General features: G+C 45.3%; 18 protein-coding genes and 1 rRNA gene. 16 read left to right on the forward strand and 3 right to left on the reverse strand.

The genetic code is table 11. The features are described from left to right. Window position 1: 1 nt before the first annotated feature. The 5 genes from B212_RS0130300 to B212_RS0130320 all read left to right on the forward strand — a co-directional run bounded on the left by B212_RS0130300 (window position 2) and on the right by B212_RS0130320 (window position 5,668). Complete coding sequence (locus B212_RS0130300) at window positions 2-2,032, forward strand: glycosyltransferase family 4 protein (protein ID WP_019915134.1); 2,031 nt, start codon at window positions 2-4, stop codon at window positions 2,030-2,032. Window positions 2,033-2,050: 18 nt separating this feature from the next. Continuing rightward, window positions 2,051-3,601, forward strand: a complete 1,551-nt coding sequence (locus B212_RS33550; protein ID WP_019915135.1) for a glycosyltransferase family 2 protein — start codon at window positions 2,051-2,053, stop codon at window positions 3,599-3,601. Between the two features lie 20 nt (window positions 3,602-3,621). Next, the gene (locus B212_RS0130310; RefSeq protein WP_019915136.1) at window positions 3,622-4,371 is read left to right on the forward strand and encodes a hypothetical protein; all 750 of its coding nucleotides are present in this window, start codon (window positions 3,622-3,624) and stop codon (window positions 4,369-4,371) included. 15 nt (window positions 4,372-4,386) lie between these two features. Next, window positions 4,387-5,295: an NAD-dependent epimerase/dehydratase family protein gene (locus B212_RS0130315; protein WP_019915137.1), complete on the forward strand. Its 909-nt coding sequence runs from the start codon at window positions 4,387-4,389 to the stop codon at window positions 5,293-5,295. 61 nt (window positions 5,296-5,356) lie between these two features. Beyond that, window positions 5,357-5,668: an acyltransferase family protein gene (locus B212_RS0130320; protein ID WP_019915138.1), complete on the forward strand. Its 312-nt coding sequence runs from the start codon at window positions 5,357-5,359 to the stop codon at window positions 5,666-5,668. A gap of 45 nt (window positions 5,669-5,713) precedes the next feature. Here the strand turns inward: B212_RS0130320 and B212_RS32875 are convergent, their stop codons facing one another. Then, a complete protein-coding gene (locus tag B212_RS32875) occupies window positions 5,714-6,571 on the reverse strand; it encodes a hypothetical protein (RefSeq protein ID WP_019915139.1) in 858 nt (285 codons plus the stop codon). 1,558 nt (window positions 6,572-8,129) lie between these two features. Between B212_RS32875 and B212_RS0130330 the strand changes: the two genes are divergently transcribed. The 10 genes from B212_RS0130330 to ligA all read left to right on the forward strand — a co-directional run bounded on the left by B212_RS0130330 (window position 8,130) and on the right by ligA (window position 20,558). Continuing rightward, complete coding sequence (locus tag B212_RS0130330) at window positions 8,130-8,873, forward strand: sugar phosphate nucleotidyltransferase (RefSeq protein WP_019915141.1); 744 nt, start codon at window positions 8,130-8,132, stop codon at window positions 8,871-8,873. Between the two features lie 20 nt (window positions 8,874-8,893). Further along, complete coding sequence (gene rfbC / locus B212_RS0130335) at window positions 8,894-9,442, forward strand: dTDP-4-dehydrorhamnose 3,5-epimerase (protein ID WP_019915142.1); 549 nt, start codon at window positions 8,894-8,896, stop codon at window positions 9,440-9,442. Window positions 9,443-9,487: 45 nt separating this feature from the next. Continuing rightward, entirely contained in the window at window positions 9,488-10,510 is a 1,023-nt protein-coding gene (gene rfbB, locus B212_RS0130340) for a dTDP-glucose 4,6-dehydratase (protein WP_019915143.1), read from the forward strand. A gap of 8 nt (window positions 10,511-10,518) precedes the next feature. Next, window positions 10,519-11,379, forward strand: coding sequence for a dTDP-4-dehydrorhamnose reductase (gene rfbD / locus B212_RS0130345; RefSeq protein WP_028531126.1), 861 nt, complete (start codon window positions 10,519-10,521; stop codon window positions 11,377-11,379). A gap of 254 nt (window positions 11,380-11,633) precedes the next feature. Then, on the forward strand, window positions 11,634-12,638 hold the full coding sequence (locus B212_RS0130350; RefSeq protein ID WP_019915145.1) for a glycosyltransferase family 2 protein: 1,005 nt from the start codon (window positions 11,634-11,636) through the stop codon (window positions 12,636-12,638). A 151-nt stretch (window positions 12,639-12,789) separates the two neighbouring features. Next, window positions 12,790-13,689, forward strand: coding sequence for a glycosyltransferase family 2 protein (locus B212_RS0130355; protein ID WP_051128351.1), 900 nt, complete (start codon window positions 12,790-12,792; stop codon window positions 13,687-13,689). Next, window positions 13,686-15,086: an undecaprenyl-phosphate glucose phosphotransferase gene (locus tag B212_RS0130360; protein WP_019915147.1), complete on the forward strand. Its 1,401-nt coding sequence runs from the start codon at window positions 13,686-13,688 to the stop codon at window positions 15,084-15,086. Before B212_RS0130355 ends, B212_RS0130360 begins: the two co-directional genes overlap by 4 nt. 263 nt (window positions 15,087-15,349) lie before the next feature. Continuing rightward, window positions 15,350-16,060 carry a heptaprenylglyceryl phosphate synthase gene (locus B212_RS0130365; RefSeq protein WP_028531127.1) on the forward strand — a complete coding sequence of 237 codons (711 nt, stop codon included), beginning with the start codon at window positions 15,350-15,352 and terminating at the stop codon, window positions 16,058-16,060. A 63-nt stretch (window positions 16,061-16,123) separates the two neighbouring features. After that, window positions 16,124-18,469 (forward strand): DNA helicase PcrA, encoded by a 2,346-nt coding sequence (pcrA, locus tag B212_RS0130370; RefSeq protein WP_019915149.1) that lies wholly within the window; start codon window positions 16,124-16,126, stop codon window positions 18,467-18,469. A 76-nt stretch (window positions 18,470-18,545) separates the two neighbouring features. Then, window positions 18,546-20,558, forward strand: a complete 2,013-nt coding sequence (ligA, locus tag B212_RS0130375; RefSeq protein ID WP_019915150.1) for an NAD-dependent DNA ligase LigA — start codon at window positions 18,546-18,548, stop codon at window positions 20,556-20,558. Between the two features lie 162 nt (window positions 20,559-20,720). Here ligA and B212_RS0130380 read toward each other — a convergent pair whose 3' ends face one another. Continuing rightward, on the reverse strand, window positions 20,721-21,995 hold the full coding sequence (locus B212_RS0130380) for a molybdopterin-dependent oxidoreductase (protein WP_019915152.1): 1,275 nt from the start codon (window positions 21,993-21,995) through the stop codon (window positions 20,721-20,723). A gap of 100 nt (window positions 21,996-22,095) precedes the next feature. After that, a complete protein-coding gene (locus B212_RS0130385; RefSeq protein WP_019915153.1) occupies window positions 22,096-23,352 on the reverse strand; it encodes an MFS transporter in 1,257 nt (418 codons plus the stop codon). 475 nt (window positions 23,353-23,827) lie between these two features. On the opposite strand from B212_RS0130385, the gene B212_RS0130390 reads away from it, so the two are divergent. Next, window positions 23,828-24,055: ribosomal RNA gene (locus B212_RS0130390) — 16S ribosomal RNA — on the forward strand; the annotation flags it as partial.

Here is a 24,055-nt window from a genome sequence, read left to right on the forward strand (position 1 = left end):
TATGGTTAGAACATATGTCTTTACTTCCTATGAACTTTACCCCATTAATGCCGGTGGGTGCGGTGTATTCATTTATAATGCTATGCACCAGTTGCTTAAAAACTCAGATAACCGGGTAGTTCTACTATTAGATATGCCAAAACATGAATGTGAATTATTTACTAAGGATTTTCAGCCGAGTCTACCAAATAGCGATAATTTAAGAATAATATGTTTGTCTGAGTGGATACAAGATGAAGCTTATGGAGAAAAATTTTCTAATGTATTTTTGCAAAAAAGTTACCGTTTTTTTAGAGGGCTCAATAAGTTAAGTCTCCTCCAGCAAATAGATTACATTGAATTTTTTGATTATGTAGGTATCGGCTATTTCTCAGTTAAAGCAAAACGATTTGAGGGTTTATTTTCAAAAACTGTTCTTGCAGCAAGAGCACATTGCACAATTGACTTAATGGATCTAGAACAGGTACCTAATAGTTTTGATTTAAATAAACTTCAAATGTATCAAATGGAAAAAGAAGTTATGCAAGATGCTGATGTTTTACTGGTACCGTCTAATTCTTGGGGGGAAATATATATTCAGCGTTACGCTGTAAATCCGGAAAGAGTTGTTGTTTCTCCTCCTCCCGTAGAATTGTGGGATGATGTGAAATATAATACTTATGAGAATCAGAAAAATGTTATATTTTACGGACGTATATTTCAGTTAAAAGGAGTGGATCTTTTTGTTGATGCTGCAATAGCATTGATGATAAAACGACCTGAAAATGATAGTGTTTTTTATCTTATTGGATATGATGGATTGGATTTAAATGGAAAACCCTACAAAGAACAACTTCTTTTGCGGATACCAAATCATTTGAAACATAGGTTTGTTTTTACAGGACAACTTAATCATAAGGAATTAGAACAACTATTGGTAAATGTACGATTTGCTGTTTTTCCAAACTATGTTGAATCTTTTTGTTATAGTATCCATGAATTATATAATGTTGGGGTTCCAATAATTGCTAATGATATTCCTGCTTTTAGAGATTATTTTAACCATCAAAAAAATGCATTGTTATATCATGGTACATCTAGTGACCTCGTTAAACAAATGGAATGTTTGTTGGATAATGACGAAATAAGGCATCGCATTAGTATACCTTATAGGGTGATTAACAATCAGGAATTCAATGTTATTTATGAGGGCTTGTTTGCTTTTAATCAGCCTGCTGATAAGGTAAAAGTATTAGAGGAGAGTAAGTTATCTATAATAATTTTGGATGAAGGGGAAATTAGTGAGCAGCGATCCATTTCATTAATGACTCACCCAAGGGTGGATAAAGATAAAAGTTATATTCTTAAAAATAATTCTTATGGTACGCCGGTTCATTATCTTGGAAAACTAAGATATGCTTCAAAGATTGATGGCAATTCTGATGATTTACTGCCAGTAAATAAATACATCCTAACTTGTTATGCTAATGATTTTATTGATACTGAATACATCACAGCATCTTTAGATATCTTAGATGCAAATGATTCTGTACAATATGTGGGTGCACAATATAAAAACACTGATCATTATGAACAGTATAGCCTACTAGAACCTAATACTTATAGTGACTATAATAGATTAACAAGAGCTGTTTTTAGGCTTGATGAGTTTAGTAAATCTCTTAGAGATATATACGATATCAGATTAAAAGAATTAGGCGAAAAAAGGTTTCTCCGAATGACAGGCTATATTCTACCAAAGGAATATATTACACAAGGTGAAGCGGGAATCCTTAATGTCAAAGAAGAACAATACATTTACAGCACTCATTATTCAACACGAAATAATGAATGGAATCCTTATGTGTTATATCCTTACCTAATTCATTCCAATTCTTCGATTTATTCCAACATGGGACAACAAAATCATGATGCTGCGAGAAAAATATACCAGCGACTCAAATATAAAGTTGATGCAGTTAGTGGGAGAAGAGGGAAAATGCTGGTTAAGGTGCTAGAGCGTTTGCATAGAGAGTTTAAAAGAAGATTCTAATATTATGGCGGTGTTTAAATGGAAATTTGGTATATTGAAAGTAGATTGAGCCAAAAGTTACCACAACCATTTGAAGACTGGCTGTGTGAGCATGCCCATAAAATATTTGTACAAGATGGTGTTTTGAAGAGAAAATGGTTTGATTCAAAGGATATGGTTGTGTTTTCTAATTTAATTCCATCAGATATAGAATTAAACGAAGACTTTTCTTGTTCTTTAAATTTATCTAATACTATTATCGAACAGCGGAAATTCAACAAAGAACCAGTATGTATCCTAATCAATAATAATAATAGAGCACTTCCGTATTTTCTGGTGCAAAATTTTTGGTGTAAACATCCTGCATTAATTACAGCAACTATAGTTACAATACAAAATTCAATAAACCCTTCTTCCTTTAACGCTAGTTTATATAGATTTCCAGAATATTGGGTGAACAGAAAGAATCAATTCTCAATTGATGCGTCGCATTTTATCTTGACGTGGGATAGAACAGTACGTGATGTACTACAGAAATCAATGAATGTGCTTTACATTGAGAAGGATAATGATGTCAAGATAGATTTGGACCGTTATATCGAGAAAAATATAAGAAATCAAAATGTAGAATATCCAATTAACTCAAGCATTCCCTCTATGAAGTGGAAGAATATTGGGATAGATGAAAAGGGTGGGCTATCTGTAATTATCCCGTTTTACAATATGGGGTCAATGATATTAGAGACTATTCACAGTGTAACTGAGAGTACTTACAATGAAATAGAAATTATCATTGTAAATGATGGTAGTGATGATGTAGAAAGTATCGATGTGTTGCGGAAAATTGAATCGTCGATGCCTTTTGTAAGAGTTCTTCATATTACTAATGGAGGACTTTCTAATGCCCGTAATGTTGGGGCTCATGCTGCAAAGAGTGATTTTATAACTTTCTTAGATTCAGATGATTTGATCGCACCTGAATATTACCAAAGATGTATTACAATCCTTGAAAGTTATAGAAATGTTTCTTTTGTTTACTCGTGGGTGCGTTTCTTTGGTTTACGAGAGGACGTTTGGGTTACTTTTGACACTGAACTCCCGTTACTTTTGTTGACCAATATGCTTAGTGCTTTTGCGGTAATTAAAAAAGAACATTTTTTAAAGTATGGGATTAACAAATTGGAAATGGAAAAGGGCATGGAAGATCATGAGTCGTGGATAAATATGAGTGAAAATGGATGTGCGGGGATCAGTATACCTGAAGCACTGGTTTATTATCGGATTCGGAATAATTCAATGTCTAGACAATTCAATCGGGAAATTGTAAATGATCTATATTATAAGATAAGCCAGTTTCATATAGAAATTTATAAGCAGTACGGGAATGAGATATTTAATTTGCTCTATATGAATGGTCCCGGGTATATGTGGAATAACCCTGCTGTCTCATACCCTGAATTGGGGTATTCACAGGACCAGGAGATCGATAATAATCTAAAGTATGAATTGATGAGAATTTTTAACACCAAAAAGGGGAAATTACTTATAAAACTGTTTTTGAAGTTGAATCTGAATAGGTGGTTTAAATAAAAACTGGAGTTGTTACAAGAATGAAGGCGAAAATCAAAAAAACAGCAACGTTATTGTTAGCTCTTTTATTTTCTTATTCGTTTAGTGAGATATTTATACCAATTCACAATAAAGAGATCGGGTATATTATCTTTGTTTATAGTTATCTTATTGTTTTTAGTTTTTTTGTTATTGGTTACTTAATAAGAAAAAGTATAAACTCTATGACGAATAATCAAACTTTTAAAAAAGTACTTAAATTACTTTTAGTTGTTTTAATTAGTTTTTTCACTCTAATTGTAATTATTCCACAAAGCTTCTTTGACCCAATGAAATATACAAGTATAACCTTGAACCCCAAAAGTACAACTATTCAAACTAATAGAAATGAGGTTTGGTTAAAGAGAATCATTATTGATGATAATGATATTAATATTCAGAAAATTAATGTTTCAAATGGATGGATTTATAAAGAGGGATCTATTGTATCCACTGGTGGCAACCACAATCCTCAAATGTTAAATCTATCTTTCAAGAAGGATGTCCAACTAATCTTCGGGAAGCATGAATGGTCTGGTAAGGTTGAAATAAATAATGGAGTTCCTCATACAATTAATCTGAACTCTAAGACTCCTTCTGAGGAAATTATTAGAATAACAAAATCGAATAGATTGAAAAGTAACTTACCAAAGTTAATAGCATATATAATTTCTATCGCTCTACTTTCTATAAGTTTACTAATAGCATTATCCTTTTTTAGAAGAATAGTATTGTCGAATCGTAATAAATAATAAGGGTGGATAACTATGAAAATATTAGTAACCGGCGGTTGTGGGTTTATTGGGTCACATATAGTAGATGAATTGATAAGTAATGGTCATGAAGTTATGGTAATTGATAATTTATCGACCGGGTTAATCACGAATTTAAATAAATCTGCTTATTTTTGTGAAGTGGATTTTATGACATCAGAAGCAGAACGATTAATAATTGAGTTCCAACCCGAAATAGTTTTCCATCATGCAGCTCAAGTAAGTGTACAAAAATCTATGTTTAATCCTATTGATGATGCTACAACCAACATACTAGGTACTATAAAACTTCTCGAATACTGTAGCAATGCAGGTGTAAAGAAAATAATCTATGCGTCCTCAGCTGCCGCTTATGGTAACCCTAATTATCTACCAATAGATGAGGAGCATCCAATCCGTCCTGTATCATATTACGGAATATCGAAACATACTCCTGAGCAATATATAAAAACTTTCTGCAGCACTAAGGAACTTTCTTTCACCATACTACGTTATGCTAACGTATATGGGAAGAGACAAGATTCTACAGGTGAAGGCGGTGTAATAGCAATATTCTTGGACCGACTGCTCAATAAAGAAGTTCCAATATTCTTTGGTGATGGTGAACAAACTAGAGATTTCATTTATGTGAAGGATATTGTTAATGCAAATTTGTTTGTAATAAATAATGGTGACAATGAAGTGTTTAATGTAAGTACAGGTAGTGGAGTTTCTTTAAATAACCTTTATGACTTAATGAATAAAGGTTTAAATACTAACATTTCTCCTAAATATGAACGTCCAAGAAAAGGAGATATTCTACATAGTTATTTAGATAATGGCAAGTTAAGGGAATTAGGATGGTCTCCACAATATAGTATCGAGAGTGGTTTGAATGATATTTTGGATAATCTTGATAAATAGTATCAGGATAATGAAGGGATGAATAGAAATTTTGTTATATTATTAATTACTGGAGGCCGAAATGTCCGATAGCAAACTGCTTTATTTAAATGGCCTCCGTGGTGTGGCTGCATTAGTAGTTGTATTTTCTCATTATACTCTAAGTTTCTTCCCAGCCCTGCATACAGGAAATACGAGTGATGTGTATAATTCTTTCGAGCTATTCGTGTCTGGATCACCGTTAAATGTCTTTTATAATGGAAGCTTTGCTGTTTTTATTTTTTTCATACTTAGTGGCTTTGTTTTGAGTTACAAATATTGGGGTGTTGAGAACTATAAATTCAATGATTTCTTAGGGAATATTATAAAAACTGGACAGTCAAAAGTTCTATAGCGCTAAGAAACCAACGAATCGTGCTCCACATCAGCATTTTCCTGTTTAGAATTTAATTATTTTCGTTATGGATAAGTGAGGATTTTGAGCAAACAGGCGAAAAATAGACTTGCGTAAATAAGCGGCAACGTTGGCCTCTGAGACCACAGCATGGGAGGGCGTTCGTAGATAGCGGAAAAACAACCCCAATGTTCGGCCTGAAAAACGCAAGGCGATCAACTGAAGCAGTCCCATCGAAATGCACTGGCACATCACAAAGCCTTCGATCTCCTGGATCGTTTTCTGGATGCGCTGCCGGTTCTGTTCGTTTTTTACGGCTTCGAGCGGATGTGTTTCCTCTTTTTTCAAAAACCGGTTCAACTTCGGCATGGACTTGCTCCAGAAGCGGTAGCCAAAGGCGTGAGTGACTTGCTTCATTTCACGAAATGTACACTCAATTTTGAAGCGATAACCGTACAAGCGGATAATGTCGGGGGCCGCCAGGCTCAAATCGGTACTAACCAAAATGGAGCGGCGGCCCTCATGCACCACCAGTACAAAGCGCAATTCCTGATACAAGCCCTGGCCCCAAAGCAGCTCCAGGCACAGAAATTGAACCGTCTCTTCTTTGCCGTACAGCACAAGGGTTGTGGTTTGAAATTCGGCAGCGCGAGTCACGAATAACTCCTTGAGTTTGACCGCAGGGCCGTTTTTCGGCAGTCGGCCACGCCCGGGCTTCTTCGCAGGGGGGAGTTCGTAGGCGAACGCATTAGATTTGGCTTTCCTTACCAGGTGCATGCGGGCTTCGGAAGCTTGGTGGCAAGACTTCAACTGTTCTAAGGCTGGAACCGACAAGAAGTAACGATCCAGGAGCAGCAGCGCTTGACCAAAACCTTCCGCAGCCTCGAAGCCTTGTTCAATCATCTGAACGACATGGGACGGCGTCTTACCTTAGCCCTTGGACTTAGTCACCCTTGGAGATATTTTCGGATTCCTGATGGAGTTTCTTGACCCCTGGCATCCGGCGGCCTTCCTTGGCTTGTTTCATGCCGTCCCCCACGAGGACCACGCGATTCTGAATCAACAGCAAAGGCGCATGCTGTCGCACGACCTGAAGCCATCTCTGCCGAAGCGACGAGTTGGACCAGCGGACGAACGGAAGAAGTGAATTAGGATCTCGTAGCAGCGACTATTCAGCGAGAGATCCCGAATCAAGGAAGTCACACCCAAATGGTCGGAACGTAGCATGAAACCCACAACGATAACAACAAACCATTCGAACGTGGCTTGTCTGGAGAAGCACGAACGGAAGGGAAGTAATAGATTGTTCATATATTTGAGCATTGGTATGTTCAATCGCCTACAAATAGGGCAAACTGCTTGTTGTAACCCATTTGGCGATTATTCCTTTCGTGTGAGAACTAAAGGATACCATAATTCGCTCAATTGGGTTATTTTTCTATGCGTCGATTTTTCGACAAGAACTTTTCACTGTCCAGTATAAAAAGATACATTCGCTTGAACATTCCCATAGCAGGCTCAATTTTATTAGCATTCTGCTTTCTTGCTCTAGGATTATTTTATAATTCACATGCAAATGAAATAACAAATTCACTTGGTTGGTTAAAAGGAATATACAGATTTCTTTCAAGCGTCAAAAAAAGCATTGTATGGAGTTGTCTTTCAGGGTAAACAAAATTATAATTTGATTTTGTGGAATTTGAAATATGAGTTTTTCGGTTCAATTATAATTTATACATTTATGCTTGTATTTAGAAAAACAAGACTTCATTATATTATATATCCTTTGTTTTTTTATTTTTTTTCTGGAACAGTTACTACCTTTCTTTTTTCTTGGGTCTACTATTAAGTGATCTTCATAGAAGTGATTTTTCTGTTAGCATTATTTTTGGATCATTTCCTTGGCGGGAACAATTTGGTGTGCCCACAAGCTTATATGGTTATTAAAAATTGAATTTCTTAAAGGTTGATTCTTACTATGAATTTTATTATACCCCGGGAGTTTTCTTGCTATTAATTTGTGCCTTAAATTCAGTGTATTTAAAGAAAATACTTAGTAGTCGCATTTGTTTGTTCTTAGGAGAGGTATCCTTTTCATTATACCTGTTGCATTTACTCATGTTGTACTCACTATCCAGCTTTCTATTGCACTATTTTAGTAGTCAGTTTTCTTATAATTTAAGTTTTAGTTTAATGTTTACTATTTCGGTATCTCTACTTTTTGTGATCAGTTATTTATATTATAGATATGTTGATCTACTTGGTATCAAGACTGCCAGTATTGTGGTAAGTAAATTTGGAAATATTATAAATAAAGAGGACATCGCCTCTGTTTTACCGTATCAATCAAAAAGGTTTTGAGTTAGCTCGGTGAAATTAAGATAAAGTCATTCATCTATTCGCTAAAATCGTTTCGTCTGGCAGACATTTAGTTAATACTGAAAAATTTGGAGGGTTTCCATTGAAAGGCATAATCCTAGCCGGAGGCACAGGCTCCCGCCTATACCCTCTGACCAAAGTTACTAATAAACATCTGCTTCCTGTAGGCAAATACCCGATGATCTTCCATGCCATTTATAAACTCAAACAAGCTGGAATACATGATATTTTAGTTGTTACCGGGAAAGAGCATATGGGTGATGTGGTGAATTTACTAGGGAGTGGAGGCTCCATGAATGTTTCATTCACGTACAAAGTTCAAGATGAAGCCGGTGGAATAGCTCAGGCGTTGGGACTTGCGGAGCAGTTTGTAGGCTTTGATCGAAGTGTAGTTATTCTTGGGGACAATGTATTTGAAGAGGATATTTCTCATTATGTAAATAATTTTGAGTCCCAAATTAGTGGTGCGAAGATTCTAATTCAAAAAGTCTCTGATCCGCAGCGTTTTGGTGTGCCTGAACTGCAGGGGGATAAGATCGTTTCTATCGAGGAAAAGCCACAACTTCCTAAGAGCAGTTTTGCAGTGACTGGCATATATATGTTTGATAGCAGTGTTTTCGATATCATCAAAACCCTCTCTCCGTCTCATCGTGGAGAACTCGAAGTAACCGATGTAAACAATGCATATATTAAAAGAAATCAGCTCACATATGATATCCTAGACGGCTGGTGGACGGATGCTGGCACTCACGCTTCTTTAGCCAGGGCGAACGAGTTGGCTAAATATACTATGTTCGATGAAGAGTTTGGTAAATTAAAACTATAGAAAAGAGGAGGAACTCCAGAATGAAAGTCACTCCTTTAAAACTTCAAGGCGCAATCCTTCTTGAACCGGTTGTCCATGGTGACAACCGGGGTTTTTTTATGGAAAGTTACAATGAAGAGGTTATGCAAAAGGTTGGTGTGAACTACAAGTTCATCCAAGACAATCAATCCCTCTCAGCAGAGGTTGGGGTACTCCGGGGGCTGCATTATCAATTGAATCCCAAGGCACAGACGAAGCTGATTCGTGTGCTCTCAGGGGCTATTTATGACGTAATCGTTGATATCCGCCGCAGCTCTCCGACTTTTGGCCAGTGGGTGGGTGTTATCCTCAGTGAACATAACAAACGCCAACTGCTCGTGCCAAAAGGCTTCGCTCACGGGTTCTGCACACTGGTGCCAAACACCCAAGTCTTATACAAAGTGGACGAATATTATTCCCCTGAGAATGACCGCGGCATATTATGGAGTGATCCGGCGCTAGGCATTGATTGGCCGACGTCTGCGCCTGTGTTGTCCGATAAAGACAAGCGTCATCCGCTGTTAAAGGATGCAGAGTTGAACTTCGAATAATAACGGCTGCATCATATTTTAATGAACAAAAGGTGGGGTTAACACATGAAACTGCTCGTTACCGGCGGGGCCGGATTTATCGGCAGCAATTTTGTAATGTACATGCTGCAGCAGCACCCGGAGTATAAGATCGTCAACGTGGATGCGCTGACGTATGCTGGAAATCTGGAGAATTTGAAGTCAATCGAAAATCACCCTAATTATACGTTTGCTAAGGCCGACATTACAGATGTGCAGGCGATGGATGCGCTGATCAGCCAGGGGGTTGATGTGGTTGTCAACTTTGCGGCGGAATCGCATGTGGACCGGAGTATTTTGGAGCCGGATGTGTTTGTGAAGACGAATGTGCTGGGTACGCAGGTACTTTTGGATGCGGCGAAAAAATATAGTGTGAACAAGTTCGTTCAGGTATCTACAGATGAGGTGTATGGAACGCTTGGAGCTACCGGGTTGTTTACCGAAGAAACTCCTCTGACTCCGAACAGTCCTTATTCCGCCAGCAAGGCGGGCGGGGATTTGCTGGTGCGTGCATATCATGAGACTTTTGGCTTGCCGGTAAATATCACCCGCTGCTCCAATAACTACGGCCCGTATCAGTTCCCTGAGAAGCTGATTCCGCTGATGATTTCGCGTGCGCTGGCGGATCAGGCGCTGCCGGTGTATGGTGATGGAATGAATATCCGTGATTGGCTGTATGTTGAGGATCATTGCAGCGCGATTGATCTGGTTATTCATGAAGGTGTGAATGGCGAGGTATATAATATTGGCGGCAACAATGAGCGCACAAATGTGCATATCGTGAATACGGTGCTGCAGGAGCTGGGCAAGCCGGATTCGCTGATAACGTATGTTCAGGATCGTCCGGGCCATGACCGCCGCTATGGCATTAATCCCACCAAGATAACGAGAGACCTGGGCTGGAAGCCTAAACATACGTTTGAAACAGGAATTAAGGAAACGATCCAGTGGTATCTGAATAACCGGGAATGGTGGACTCGCATTCAGTCTGGTGAATACCAACAGTATACCGCGCTCCAATACGGCAGCCGTCTGGGGGATTCTCTGTAATGTCCAAGATGAAAGTGCTTGTTACAGGTTCAGCCGGACAGTTGGGACAGGATTTGGTGCCTTTGCTGCAAGCGCATGGCCATGAGGTAATGGGTTGTGACCGGCAGGAGATGGACATTACCGATCTGGATCAATGTACGGAAATTATTAGCGGCTTCGCGCCGGATGCTGTGATTCATTGTGCCGCTCATACAGCAGTAGATGCCGCCGAGACCGACATAGATGCCGCTTATTTGATTAATGCCACCGGAAGCCGAAATGTGGCGCTTGCTGCCGAAAAGGCGGGTGCAAAGCTGGTATATATCAGCACGGATTATGTTTTTGACGGCATGGGAACAGAGCCATATCATGAATACGATAACACTGCTCCTCAGAGTATTTACGGCAAGTCCAAGCGGGCTGGAGAGATTCTGGTGCAGTCGTTGTCCTCTAAGTTCTTCATTGTGCGTACTTCCTGGGTATACGGTAAGTATGGTAATAACTTTGTCAAAACCATGCTGAAGCTGGGGCAGGAGAAGCCGCTTATCCAGGTAGTAGACGACCAAAAGGGTGCACCGACCTACACTGTTGATTTGGCTTACTTCCTGGTGAAGCTTGTACAGACGGAGAAATATGGTATATACCATGCTACTAATAGTGAATTTTGTACCTGGTACGAGTTCACGCAGGCGATCTTTGCAGAAGCAGAGGATATCCTTGGATTGAAATTTACAGCGAAGCTGGAGCCATGCACAACCGAGCAGTTTCCTCGTCCGGCACCGCGCCCGCGTTATTCGGTGATGGAGCATCTGGCAATCCGCACAAACGGATTTCAGGATATGCGGCCATGGCGTGAAGGGCTGAAGGACTTTTTGCTTGAGCTGAAATAACTTGAAGACTCCTGTACCGCTACTGGCGGTGCGGGAGTTTTTTTTGGAAATTATGAGGAGTGTTTCCCCAAATTCTATCATCGTTATATTTCTTGCTAAAACGGGTACTGTCCCTTTATGGACGGTGCATCTGTTTCTGCTTGGTGACAATAGTGGATAGGAACTGGCTATGAGACGGCGTAGCCGCCTGTGCTTGTTTTCGGTATAATAGACAGTATGTTATTAACCAGAATTCGAGGATATAGAGGATACTTATGAATAACAATATCAACAAAACGGTCAGTGTACATATTGTTACCTATAACAGCGCAGATGATATAGAAGAATGCCTGACAGCAGTACTTGCCCAGAATCATCCCATTGAGCGGATCGTTGTTGTAGACAATGCTTCGGCAGATGGCTGTGCGGACAAGGTGAGAGAGTTCTTAAATAGGATCGAAGCGGATGAAGCTGAAAGGCAGGAGAAACATTCTGTACATTCTCCTTCACTGGTTTTTTTAGAGAACAAAACCAACACCGGTTTCGCCCCCGCACACAACCAGGCGATAGCCGCTACGCAGACAGATTATGTACTGGTGCTTAATCCCGACCTGACGCTGGAACCCGATTATATTTCCCGCCTGATTGAACAAATGGAAGCTGACCTCCGAATCGGCAGTGCCACGGGCAAGCTTTTGTTAAAAGCAGATCACTCACTCGTCGATAGTACGGGATTGTGGATGAACAAGGGGCGGCGCGCCTTTGACCGTGGGGCGGGGGAGCAAGCAGCGCAATGGCTGGAATCGGGTACTGTGTTTGGCGTGTCCGGTGCAGCAGCGATGTACTCCCGGCGCATGATTGAAGCTGTTAGCGTTGACGGTGAATTCTTTGACAGTGACTTTTTTGCCTACAAGGAAGATGTAGATGTGGCCTGGAGGGCAAGTCTGCTGGGATGGCAGGCCTATTATGATGCGGAAGCAATTGGCTACCATGAACGGGGCTGGAAAACTTCGGGACGGAGCGGCAAGTCAATGTTCATCCGAAGAATTTCATATATCAACCGTTACAAAATGATCTATAAAAATGAGCCTGCCCGCACACTGCTGCCGACCTTTTTGTATTCACTGCCCTACGAGGTCGCGGCACACGGATATATGCTGCTAAAGGAGCCGAAGTTAATTCAGGCTTGGACCTCATTTTTTGCACAGCGGCGGAATTTGAAGCGAAAACGCAAATACATTCAGGAAAAAGTAAAAAGTTTGAAAGGCAGACAAAATTGAGTGCTAAACCCTCCCGAAACAGGCCATGCCTATCAAGGAGGTTTTTGTGTTATAATGGTTGTCGATAGATTACTATTTTTGTCAGGAGCGTAGTGCAGTGAGTGTAGATGTAAGCATAATAATTCTCAATTACAACACATGCCGCCTGACAATGGATTGTCTTAGGTCGGTGTATGATTCCGAAACGAATTTTATCTATGAAATTATTCTAATAGACAATAACTCCCGGGATGACTCGGTAGACAGGCTCAGCAGTGAGTTTCCGGATGTGCTGCTGATCGCCAATTCGGAAAATGTCGGGTTTGCCCGTGCCAATAATCAGGGGATGGAAGTTGCTTCAGGGCGATATGTGCTGCTGCTCAATTCGGATACGGTGGTGCGGAAGGATACGCTGGAGACGATGATTACGTTCATGGACAGCCGGCCGGATCTTGGAGCTTCGGGCTGCAAGGTGATTTTGCCGGATGGTTCACTGGATAAGGCCTGCAAGAGAGGTTTTCCTACTCCGTCCGCTTCCTTCTATTATGCCTTTGGCTTTAGTAAAATGTTTCCCAGCCGTCCCAGATTTAACGGTTATCAATTAGGGTATCTGGACCCGGATCAGGACTATGCTGTGGATTGTCTGGTTGGGGCGTTTATGCTGCTGCGGCGCGAGACGATTGAGCAGGTCGGCGGGCTGGATGAAGCTTTTTTTATGTACGGTGAGGACCTCGACTGGTGCTTCCGGATCAAAGAGGCCGGCTGGGGAATTTATTATTACCCGCGGACATCCATCGTACATCTGAAGGGCGGCAGCGCACGGCGCAGACCGTTCAAGATCGTATACGAGTTTCATAGAGCGATGATTTTATTTCACCGTAAGCATTATAGCAAGCGGTACAATAGTATGATTAATGGAGCGGTATATGCCGGGGTCAGCGTGAAGTTTGTGCTCTCGCTGGTACGCAATGCACTGATTAATCCACGTAAAGTTCCTACACCGGCGCAGAGTCTTACGTTACCCGGGGAAGCCGGCTCACGAACTGAATCGAAGGCTGAGGTGAGATTATGATTCGCCGAAATCAGAGGTTTTTGACACAGCTCTATATTGTTGCCGACTTTCTGGTGATCCAAATAGCCTTTCTGGCGGCCTGGTGGCTGAAGTTCAAAAGCGGATGGCTGGAGTCTTACCGGACGCTGCCAGTAGAGTCTTATGCATACTGGAGCTTTATCTACGGCGGGATAGCTGTGCTGATCGGGATTGTGCTGTCACTGTATCAGCCAAAGCGCAAGAAGCGTTTTGTCGACGAATTCCTCAAAATCTTTCAGGTCCACCTCATGTCTATCTTTATGCTGCTCGGCTTAATGTACTTTCTGAAGGAGATTGACGTCTCTCGGCAATATCTGGCGATTTATATAGCCTTTAATATCCTTTCTATTATGCTCTACCGTTATGTGCTGAAGAAAATGCTGAAGTCCTTTCGTGAAAAAGGCTTCAACCGTCAATTCGTGCTTATTCTGGGCGCCGGTACTTTAGGCAAAAGGTTCTACAGCAATCTGGAGCAGTACCCGGAGCTGGGTTATGAGGCCATTGGATTTCTGGACGACTTCCATGTGTGGGATGGCATTGAAGAGCAGCGCTACAAGCCAATTCTTGGCACTGTGGATGAATTGCCGGGGATGCTGGAAATGCTGCCGGTGGATGAGGTTATTCTAGCCCTCCCGCTGGATGCCCACTCTAAATATCCGGCGATTATCGCCGCCTGCGAGAAGGCCGGAGTACGGACGCTGATTATTCCCGATTTCTTCGACTACCTGCCGGCGCGGCCTTATTTTGACAATTTTGCCGGTATGCCGATGATCAATGTACGCGACATTCCGCTCGATATGACCGGCAATAAGCTGGCTAAGCGGGGGTTCGATATTGTTTTCTCGCTGTTCGCCATTATCGTGATGTTACCTGTGATGTTAGTCGTAGCTCTGGGTGTGCGCCTGACCTCTCCCGGACCGATCATCTTTAAGCAGGAGCGTGTAGGCCTTAACCGGCGGAATTTCATGATGTATAAGTTCCGTTCGATGAAGATGCAGCAGGATGGCGAGGAAGATACAGGGTGGAGCACGCCAGTGGACCCCCGCCGCACCAAGTTCGGAACGTTTATCCGCAAGACCAGCCTGGATGAGCTGCCGCAATTTTTCAATGTGCTGTTTGGCCAGATGAGTGTTGTAGGTCCGCGGCCGGAGCGCCCCTTTTATGTGGAGCAGTTCCGTGATGAGATTCCGAAATATATGGTCAAGCATCATGTGCGTCCGGGAATTACCGGCTGGGCACAGAGCAACGGCCTGCGTGGAGATACCTCCATTGAAGAACGGATCAAACATGATATTTTCTACATTGAGAATTGGTCGCTGCTGTTCGATATCCGGATTATATTTAAGACCATTCGTAACGGATTCAAAAATGCATACTAATATTACTTAGCCCTAATATATCTTCTGCAGAAACGGCTGCTGTCATCCTTGAGTTTGAGGAAGACGTACCCGTTTCTTCTTGTTTTATCCCCCTTACTCTTGAGGCTCCGTTTAGCGGCAAAAAAAGGCGAAAAAATGTTCGTATTTTTCTCCACATTAATTTGACACCCCCCTTAGTGCTGGCATAGACTAGAGTTACAGCTTTCGCGGAAGTGCGAGTGTTTTTGCTATATGAATTTTGAGGATGGACGAGGATGAATGAAATGCGGCAAATGATCAAATCGTGGCGGCATGTATTTAAGCTGGACCCGGACCGCGAGCTTGGAGAAGCGGAACTGGAGGCTATCTGCCTGTCGGGAACCGATGCGGTACTGGTTGGCGGCTCCACAGGCGTGACTTATCAGAATACGGCCGCTCTACTGTCCAGAGTACGCCGGTATGAGTTGCCTTGTGCACTGGAGGTCTCGGATCTTGAGGCGGCTGTGCCTGGTTTTGATCTATATTTGATTCCTATGGTGCTCAATACGTCTGATACCGCATGGCTTCACGGTCATCACCGCCGGGCAATAGAACGCTATGGAAGCCTGATCCCGTGGGAGCTGCTGCTCACAGAGGGATATATTGTGCTGAACGGCGATTCCTCCGTAGCCCGTCTTACAGGAGCGGACAGCTCGCTTAGCGGAGAAGCCGCTGCTGCTTATGCTCAGATTGCGGACAAGCTGATGAGCCTGCCGATCGTATACCTGGAGTATAGCGGAGCTTTTGGCGATATGGAGACGGTGAGGACGGTACGGGAGATGGTGGAGATCAGCCAGCTTTTTTATGGTGGAGGAATTACCGGCGAACCAGAAGCTGAGCAGGCCGCTGCTCTGTGTGATACAGTGGTGGTCGGCAACATTATTTACCGGGACGTACAGGCGGCGCTGCTCACGGTACAGGCTGTAAAGAACACGCCGCAGATCCGTTTGGAATAGTAGTTATCAGCAGAACTACTTTATGATATACAAGCTTATACCTCGGAAAGGAGCATGTCACACATGCAACTTGTTAATATACAGGATGCCGTAAGCCGGCTTAATCCGCCGCAGCGTCAGGCTGTGGAAACTACAGAAGGTCCTTTATTGATTATGGCAGGTGCGGGCAGCGGCAAGACGCGCGTGCTTACCCACCGCATTGCCTGGCTGATTGCGAACCGCAAGGCGCCGCCTTGGGCAATTCTGGCGATTACCTTTACCAATAAAGCCGCCCGGGAAATGCAGGAGCGCGTCTCTAAGCTGGTTGGACCGGAGGGACGGGATATTTGGGTATCCACCTTCCACTCGATGAGTGTGCGGATTCTGCGCAAGGATATCGAGCGGATCGGCTTCACCTCTAACTTTTCGATTCTGGATTCCTCGGACCAGTTGTCCGTTATCCGCAATTGCATGAAGGATTTGAACATTGATACCAAAAAGTTTGAGCCTAAGGCGGTACAGGCCATGATCAGCACGGCTAAGAACGAGCTGATTACACCTGCGCAATATGAGCAGAAGATCGGCGATTATCTGGAAGGTCTCGTAGCCAAGGTATATACGATGTACCAGAAGCGCCTCAAAAGCAACAACTCGCTGGACTTTGACGATTTGATTATGAAGACGATTGAATTGTTCAAGCAAGTTCCGGAGGTGCTGGATTTCTATCAGAAGAAATTTAAGTACATTCATGTGGACGAGTATCAGGACACCAACAGAGCCCAGTATATGCTTTGCCGCATGCTCGCGGACAGCCATCACCGCATTTGTGTGGTCGGCGACAGCGACCAGTCGATCTACCGCTGGCGCGGAGCGGACATTACGAACATTCTCAATTTTGAAGAGGATTACCCTGAAGCCAAGACGATTCTGCTGGAGCAGAACTACCGTTCAACCTCCAATATTCTGAATGCGGCCAATGGCGTGATAGCGCTGAATACGGGACGCAAGCCGAAGAAGCTGTGGACGGATTCGGCGGAAGGTGCGAAGATCAAGGTTTTCCGTGGCGACTCCGAGCATGATGAGGGTTACTTTGTTACCGGAGAGATCAGCAAAAATGTAAAACAGGGGCAATCCTACCAGAATCATGCCATCCTGTACCGTACCAATGCCCAGTCGCGTGTAATAGAAGAAATTCTGATCAAGTCGGATATTCCCTATCAGATCGTTGGGGGGATTAAGTTCTATGACCGTAAAGAAATCAAGGATCTGCTGGCTTACCTGCGCCTGCTGTCCAATCCTGATGATGATATCAGCTTAACGCGGATTATCAACGTGCCGAAGCGCGGGATAGGGGATACAACGGTTGGGAAGCTGGCGGATGCTGCGGCTGCGCAGGGAGTTTCAATTTTCCGGGCGCTGCAGACGGTGGATGATCTGGGCTTTGCCGGGCGGACGCGCAACATGCTGGTGGAGTTCTACGATATGATTGAGGCGTTGCACCGGATGGTTGAATTCCTGTCGGTGACGGAGCTGACGGAGAAGATTCTGGAGCTGTCCCAGTACCGCCTGGAGCTGCAGAATGAGAACACACTGGAATCGCGCGCCCGACTGGAAAATATCGACGAATTCCTGTCGGTAACGATGGAATTTGAGAAGAATAATGAGGACAAGTCGCTGGTCTCCTTCCTCACCGATCTGGCCCTGATCGCGGACATCGACAGTGTGAACGATGAAGAAGAGCGCAGCGATGCCGTAGTGCTGATGACGATGCACAGCGCCAAGGGACTGGAATTCCCGACGGTCTTTATTATTGGGATGGAAGAGGGCGTATTCCCGCACAGCCGAGCCTTCCAGGACAATGATGAGCTGGAAGAAGAACGGCGGCTGGCGTATGTTGGCATTACCCGTGCGGAGAAGCAACTGTTTCTCAGTTGCGCACGGATGCGCACGCTGTTCGGGCGCACGACGGCAAATCCGCCGTCGCGCTTCCTTGAGGAGATTCCGGAGGAGCTGAAGGAAGATACCGGGGGGGCTTCGGACCGCTTCCGGCGCGGCGCAGAGGCAGGCGGTGCCTATGGCGGCCGCGGCTTTGGCGGAGGCGGCCGGGGGAACTTCGGCAGCCGCAGCGGCGCTGCCGGGAATGCGCCGGCAGGCGGCGGAAGCGCCGGCTTCGGCGGCAGTACGGCGTCCGCGGCAGCCGGCACGGGCCGCGTGACCGTCACTACCGGAGGCGCGCAGCGCGCTCCGGGGGCTTCGTCGCCCGGCGACTTCAAGGCGGGCGACAAGGTCTCTCACGGCAAATGGGGCATCGGCACCATTGTGTCCGTGAAGGGCAGCGGCAACGATACGGAGCTGCAGATCGCTTTTCCTGCGCCGGTTGGCGTGAAGCGGCTGCTGGCAGGTTTCGCGCCGATAACCAAGGTCGAATAATCCGGCTGCGATTAACGCTTGCGTTTTTGGACCACGCTAACCGTAGGAAACTTATTTGACGGAGGGATAAGCCCGAATGGATGTTATGCACACAATGGAAGAGCTCGTTGCCGAATTGAACCAATATAATTATCACTACTACACACTGGATGCACCGCAGATCAGCGACAAGGAATATGATGCGCTCTACGACAAGCTTGTGGCTCTGGAGGCGGAGAGCGGGATTGTTTTACCCCATTCTCCCACTCAGCGGGTGGGCGGAGAACTGCTCAAAGGCTTCACACCGCACCGGCATCTTGCCCCGCTGTGGAGTCTGGACAAAGCGCAGAATATTGAACAACTGCGCAGTTGGAACGCACGGGTGCTGAGGCTGGTTAACGATTACAACACCAAGAATCCTGATACCCCTCTGCCCGAGCCCTGCTATGCAGTAGAACTGAAGTTTGACGGTTTGACCTTGAACCTGACCTATCGTGACGGAGTGCTGGTACAGGCAGCAACAAGGGGCAATGGTGTAACAGGAGAAGGTATCCTGGCGCAGGTGAAGACGATTAAATCGGTTCCTGTAACCATTCCGTTTAAGGAAGGGCTTATTGAAGTACAAGGCGAAGGAATCATGAACTTGTCTGTGCTGGCGGACTATAACACTAGAGCTGCTGAACCGCTGAAGAATGCCCGCAACGGGGCGGCGGGAGCGCTGCGCAACCTGAACCCCAAGACTACGGCCGAACGACGGCTGAATGCTTTCTTCTATAATGTGGGCTATGCGGAAGGAGTGCAGTTCGCTGATCATCAGGAGATGATGGATTTTCTGCGGAACAACCGCTTTAAGGTCAATCCGTATCTTACCTACTTCAATAATTTCGACGATGTTACCGAGCAGTTGGCAGATATTGAAGAGAGCCGTTCCGGTCTTGACTATCTGATTGACGGAGCGGTTATCAAAGTGACCGATTTCCGTATCCGCGAAGTGCTGGGGTATACGGATAAGTTTCCGCGCTGGGCAGTGGCTTATAAATTTGAGGCTGAAGAGACAACAACCATTCTGGAATCCGTCAGTTGGAATGTAGGCCGTACAGGCAAAGTTACTCCTCTGGCCCGTGTAGAGGCGGTTGAACTGGCCGGAGTTACCGTCCAGAACTGTACGCTGAACAACGTGGGAGATATTGAGCGCAAGAATCTCAAGCATGCCCTGGGTACACGGGTGTTCATCCGCCGTTCCAATGACGTCATTCCGGAAATTCTCGGCAAAGTGACCGAGGAGAGCGACGGCGGGGAGATTATTTTCCCGGAAAATTGTCCAGCCTGCGGTTCCCCATTGGAAATGCGGGGAGCGCACCTCTTCTGCAACAATAAGCTGAACTGCAAGCCGCAGATTATCGGGCGGATTACGCACTTCGCTTCCCGTGATGCAATGGATATTGAGACCTTTAGCGACAAAACAGCCGGACAACTGCATGAAGAGTTGAATGTGCGCGAACCGGCCGATTTATATGAGCTAACTTCCGAACAGCTTATCCAGTTGGAGCGTTTTGGAGAGAAGAAGGCGGAAAATTTGCTTAAGGCGCTCGAAGAGAGCAAAGGGCGGGATCTCGCTTCCTTCCTGTTTGCCCTTGGTATTCCGAATACCGGAAAAGCAACCACCAAAATGCTGGCGGACCACTACCGCAGCCTGGAAGCCGTGATGAACGCTAGCGCCGAGGATTTGGCGGGTCTGCCGGACATCGGGGGCATTGTAGCAGAGAGTATTGTAAGCTTCTTTGCAGATCCTTTTGTGGTTAACAGCATTAACCGTTTGCTTGCATTGGGTGTACAGGCAAAGGCGCCGGAAGCTCCGCGCGAGATCAGTACCAACTCCTTCTTCAGCGGCAAAACAGTAGTGCTGACCGGCTCGCTGCAGAAGCTTACCCGTGAGGAAGCGGCGGAACGTCTGGAGGCGCTTGGCGCCAAAGTCTCCGGCAGTGTCTCCAAAAAAACTGACCTGGTCATCGCCGGTGAAAAGGCTGGCAGCAAGCTGGCCAAAGCGCAGCAGCTCGGCATCCAGGTGATTGAGGATGAAGACGAACTGATCCGTCTGTTGGAGAGCTAGACCTATTGTGGTGAGAGACCCTGATTCAGAATTTCACTTGGCATACGCAGCACAAAGCCCGTCCCCCTGTTCAATCAGGAGGACGGGCCTTTTTGAGGTAATCTGAATGTCTCGCAGCCCTCCCGGCAAATACGTTTACATCAGCTAAGCAGCTTCAGTGAATCACACACGCTGGGCATTGGGGAGCCAGGCATCCTTGTCATACCCGCGCTCTTCCCAATAGCCGACATGGTCTTCTTCGATCAGTTCAATCCGGTTTAGCCACTTGACTGACTTATAAGCATACATTTGCGGAGTAATGAGACGTACAGGTCCGCCAAGCTGGTTCGGGATTGGTTTGCCATCATGCAGGACGGCAACCATCACATCCTTCATTTTGGCCTGCGCAAGTGTCAGCGAATCGGTGTAAACACCGTCTCCGGAATACAGCTTGACCGTCTTTGCCTGATCCTGCACACCAGCCATTTCGAGCAGCTTGGAGAGGGGGAGGCCCTCCCAGGTGTTGTTATATACGGACCAGCCAGTGACGCAGTGAAAATCACTGACCTGCACCTCACGCTGCAGCTTGACGAATTCTTCCCAGGTCCAGGTGAATTTTCTATCGACCAGGCCATCAATCGTAAAGGACCAATTGGAATTATCGAATGCGGGAATATCTGTTACGGTATAGACGCGGAAGCTGCCTTCTGCTCCACCGCCAACCGGGGGCGCTGAATCCGCTAACGGCACAGGATCGGGGACGAGGGTATTGGCATTGCTTGCTGCATACTCCGCGGCTCCGGGGAGCTGCAAAGATTTTCCGATCCAGCGCACGAAGGTTGGACCGAGCGTTATGGCCAGACCTGCGCCAACCGTTGCTTTAATGAATCCACGGCGTGTATACAGCGGCTGCGGCTGGTTTGAGGAGGCTGTTTTTTGCCGGACACCTGTAACCTTATGTTCTCCATCGGACGCCGTCTCCGGCACAACAGAGCGCTTCTTGGGTTCTTTCAGCCATTTGACCCGGGTAATGGAGTGATAGATGATGACCGGCAGCCCAATCCAGGTTAGAAGATCATGCACAAAAAGTGCTGCATTCGCCGCCCGCGGCCCGGCAAGTCTGAACTGCCAGAGTACAACGCCGGAGATAATCCATCCGATCAGCAGGGCCAGCACAAAAATTACATTGGCCTTCTGAGCATTCTTCCCCTTCAGTCTTCTCCAATGCTTAGCAGCAAGCAGCAAGTAATAGATGACCGGAACCAGCAGCATTAGCCCAAAAGCGATATGCCCCCATTTTAGCCATACTCTTCCCTCACCAAGCAGCTCCCGCCAGAAACCTCCAACCAGCAATAAGCCGCTCACCGCGAGAAACAACACCAGCCACGCATTCCACATGTGAATAGAAACAAGCTTTTTCCCATACCCTTTGCGCAGTGCCGCCAATGCCTTTTTCAACGCTGTCCCTCCTCTAACCCCTGAGCTATGAAGAATTATTCAACTTTTAACTAATTGTACCGCAAAAAGTGGCTGTTGAGTGATTCCGAATTGCCAGAGTTTATTCAGCCGCCCATTCCTCCAGCTTTTTATCACTAGGGAGCAGCAGAGCGAGCAGGCCCAGCAGAGGCAGAAAACCGCATGCTACAAATACTGTCGTAATGCCGATCCGGTCAATAAGCTCACCAATCACCACAGAGCCTATACCGCCAAGTCCAAAGGCAAGTCCGGTAATCAGCCCCGAGACCGTTCCGATATTCCCCGGATACAGCATTTGCGCATAAATAACAGTGACCGAGAAGCTGGATAACAGCACAAATCCCGAGATCACCAGCAGAACAACGGCCCAGGTCTGATTTACATAAGGCAGCGCCAGCGCAAAAGGAACAGTTCCTACCATAGAGATCAAAATAAGATTACGCCGTCCAAAACGGTCAGCAAGCGGTCCCCCGAAGAAGGTGCCAACAGCCCCAGCCGCCAAATACATAAAAATGTAGATTTGAGCATGATCCAGTGTCATCCCATAATTTTTCATTAGATAGAAGGAATAGTATCCGCCAATCGAGGCGCCGTACCAGGAGCGTACGAACACTAGGAAGACCAGAATAATTGTAGCGGTCAAAATATTTTTTTGCCGTACAGAATCAATCGCGCGGGCCGCCGATTTTTTGCGGAAGGTGTATCCTGCATTCAGCATCTGTCTATACCAGCTAGCGACATAAGCCTGAACAGCAACTCCCGCAGCGGCGATGATCGTGAACCCGAGCGCACCCATCTGCCCAAAAGGAATGAACACCCACTTCATCAGCAGCGGTCCGAGGGACTGTCCGGCATTCCCGCCAACCTGAAAAATGGATTGTGACAACCCTTTGCGCTGACCGGCAGCCATATGAGCTACACGCATACCTTCCGGGTGAAATGCCGCCGAACCAAACCCCACAAGCATCACTGAGAAAAGCACGAGCGCGTAATTACCGGCAAAAGCGAGCAGGAAAACTCCGGCGAAGGTACAGCACATCCCAATCGGCAAAAGAATTGGCCGTGGTTTGCGGTCAGCGGCGTAGCCGATCACAGGCTGAATCACCGAAGATGTCATATTGAGGGCAAAAGCGATCCAGCCCACCTGGGCATAAGAGAGCAGCATATTATCTTTTAGAATAGGGAACATTGCCGGAATAAGCGCTTGAATGGAATCATTGAATAAATGAACAAAACTTACGGCTAATAAAATACGGTAAAGGGTAGCCTGCTGCACATGACGCTGCTCCTGTTCCTCAATACTTCCCGATAGAGAGGCTGGGGTAGGATTGTTATTCATTTGAGCTCCTTTCCGGGACGGTCGTTAATGTGAATTCTTGGGTAATTCCGATAAACCCTATTGTAGCCACAACGGATGCATCATGGGAATCAATTTGTGCCCGATGAGTGCTATTTATGCGTCAATTTATTATTTTGTAAAAAAGGGTTGCGAAGATTCGCTCAGCATGATATATTATCTCTTGTGCTTATGAGGCATCGACGCTGAGAGATAGGGCGAAGATGAAAAATAAGTTGACAAGAAATAATGAAACATGATATGATCTAATTCCTGTGCAAGACACTTAATGTTGAATGCCAGGAGCAAGTTCTTTGAAAACTGAACAAATGGAACGCGTTAATTTTTAAAAGATTCATATAATGAATCGTCAGTTTCAAAATGAGCGAATCGCTCTTTCTATACTGCATCTTCTTCATCCACTCAGGTTTGAGTTGGACCGAAGAAGATGCAGGTGATGCTTGCTTCGCAAGCGTCCTTATTGGAGAGTTTGATCCTGGCTCAGGACGAACGCTGGCGGCGTGCCTAATACATGCAAGTCGAGCGGAGCTTATCCTTCGGGATAAGCTTAGCGGCGGACGGGTGAGTAACACGTAGGCAACCTACCCTGTAGACTGGGATAACTACCGGAAACGGTAGCTAATACCGGATAATTCCTTTCTTCTCCTGAAGGAAGGATGAAAGGCGGAGCAATCTGCTACTAGAG

It is taken from the genome of Paenibacillus sp. HW567, assembly GCF_000374185.1.
In the GTDB taxonomy this organism is placed as follows: Bacteria; Bacillota; Bacilli; order Paenibacillales; family Paenibacillaceae; genus Paenibacillus_AQ.